The sequence below is a fragment of the Stenotrophomonas sp. YIM B06876 genome (assembly GCF_030711595.1).
In the GTDB taxonomy this organism is placed as follows: domain Bacteria; phylum Pseudomonadota; class Gammaproteobacteria; order Xanthomonadales; family Xanthomonadaceae; genus Stenotrophomonas.
This window is the reverse complement of sequence record NZ_JAUJUJ010000146.1, coordinates 1-1,898: the sequence shown is the minus strand read 5'-3', so window position 1 is coordinate 1,898 and position 1,898 is coordinate 1. Positions and strand designations below refer to the sequence as shown.

Below are 1,898 nucleotides of genomic sequence, written 5' to 3'. Positions count from 1 at the left end.
ATTGCACGCAATTTATATCGAAGTCCCTGCACCGCGACTGGTTTCTGGGCGCTTGCTTCGGGGTGGGCCCGGTGCGCTCAGCGCCACTGCGGGTACAGCAGTTCGGCGATGAACGACACGCCGCCTATGCACAGCATCAGCAGCGCAAACAGCCGGATGCCGTCTTCCGACCAGCGCGGCGCGAAGAGGCTGACGAGAAAGCCGCTGAGCCAGCTGCCTTCNGCGACTGGTTTCTGGGCGCTTGCTTCGGGGTGGGCCCGGTGCGCTCAGCGCCACTGCGGGTACAGCAGTTCGGCGATGAACGACACGCCGCCTATGCACAGCATCAGCAGCGCAAACAGCCGGATGCCGTCTTCCGACCAGCGCGGCGCGAAGAGGCTGACGAGAAAGCCGCTGAGCCAGCTGCCTTCCAGCCATCTGGCGCCGCCGCCCCACAGCACCCACGACCACCAGGCAGCGTAGAGGGCATGGCCCAGGAGCCAGAGCAGCATGGGCTAGCGCCGGGGGCTGCGCTCAGTACTGGTACACGCCCTGCCCGGTCTTGCGGCCCAGGCGGCCGGCGGCGACCATTTCCTTGAGCAGCGGGCAGGGGCGGTACTTGCTGTCGCCGAACTCGGCGAGGTAGACGTCCATCACGGCCAGGCAGACGTCGAGGCCGATCATGTCGGCCAGGGCCAGCGGGCCGATCGGCTGGTTGCAGCCGAGCTTCATGCCGGCGTCGATGTCTTCGGGCGTGGCCAGGCCTTCGGCGAGCACGAAGAAGGCCTCGTTGATCATGGGCACGAGGATGCGGTTGACGACGAAGCCGGGCGCGTTCTTCACCGTGATCGGGCTCTTGCCCAGGCGCTCGGCCAGGGCCTTGACGGCGTCGTGCGTGGCGTCGGAGGTCTGCAGGCCGCGGATGATCTCCACCAGCGCCATCATGGGCACGGGGTTGAAGAAATGCATGCCGATGAAGCGGTCGGCGCGGTCCGTGGCGGCGGCGAGCTTGGTGATCGAGATCGACGAGGTGTTCGAGGCGATCAGCACCTCGGGCGCGACGATGGCATCGACCTGCTTCAGGATCTTGAGCTTGAGTTCGTAGTTCTCGGTGGCGGCCTCGATCACGATCTGCGCGGCCTTCAGGTCGTCGTAGCTGGTCGAGGTCTGGATGCGCGCCAGCGCCGCGTCCTTGTCGGCGGCGCTGATCTTGTCCTTCTTGATCAGGCGGTCGAGGCTGCCGGCCACGGTGGCCAGGCCTTTTTGCACGGCCGCGTCCGAGATGTCGACCATGACCACGTGGACGCCCGACACCGCGCAGGCCTGCGCAATGCCGTTGCCCATGGTGCCCGCGCCGATGATGCCAACGGTGTGAATCGTCATATAGAGAACTCTCTTCAAAGTGAAACAGACGGGCAAGATGGTATCGGCAATCGCCTGCGCCCTCGGTTAAGGTGCCTGCCAGCGGCCACGCCGGTTGGCGCGCAGGAGGCAAGCACCCCATGGACTTCGACTACCTCGTCATTGGCGGCGGTTCGGCCGGCTGCGTGCTCGCCGGGCGCCTGAGCGAAGACCCGGCCGTGCGCGTTGGCCTGCTCGAAGCCGGGCCCAGCGACCAGAGCGTGCTGATCCACTGCCCCGCCGGCCTGGCCGTGATGGCCAGGTTCGAACTCAATGGCTGGGGCCAGAACACCACGCCGCAGCCCGGCCTGAACGGGCGCCGGGGCTACCAGCCGCGCGGCAAGGTGCTGGGCGGGTCGAGCTCGATCAACGCGATGATTTATGCGCGCGGCCAGAGCGCCGACTACGACCACTGGGCTGCGCAGGGCAACCCCGGCTGGGGCTGGAGCGATGTCCTGCCCTACTTTATGCGCGCGGAGAACAACGAGCGCGGCGCCGATGCCTGGCACGGCACGGGC

At 67.1% G+C, this 1,898-nt stretch carries 3 protein-coding genes; 1 reads left to right on the top strand and 2 read right to left on the bottom strand.

Annotation, left to right across the window (positions count from 1 at the left end):
* Positions 1 to 266: 266 nt before the first annotated feature.
* Together QZH66_RS15535 and QZH66_RS15530 are read right to left on the bottom strand one after the other, a co-directional pair.
* Positions 267 to 491: a hypothetical protein gene (locus QZH66_RS15535; protein WP_305806807.1), complete on the bottom strand. Its 225-nt coding sequence runs from the start codon at positions 489 to 491 to the stop codon at positions 267 to 269.
* Positions 492 to 513: 22 nt separating this feature from the next.
* A complete protein-coding gene (locus tag QZH66_RS15530) occupies positions 514 to 1,362 on the bottom strand; it encodes a 3-hydroxybutyryl-CoA dehydrogenase (protein WP_305806806.1) in 849 nt (282 codons plus the stop codon).
* Positions 1,363 to 1,481: 119 nt separating this feature from the next.
* On the opposite strand from QZH66_RS15530, the gene QZH66_RS15525 reads away from it, so the two are divergent.
* The coding region (locus QZH66_RS15525; RefSeq protein ID WP_305806805.1) for a GMC family oxidoreductase N-terminal domain-containing protein at positions 1,482 to 1,898 on the top strand (417 nt) is incomplete at its 3' end.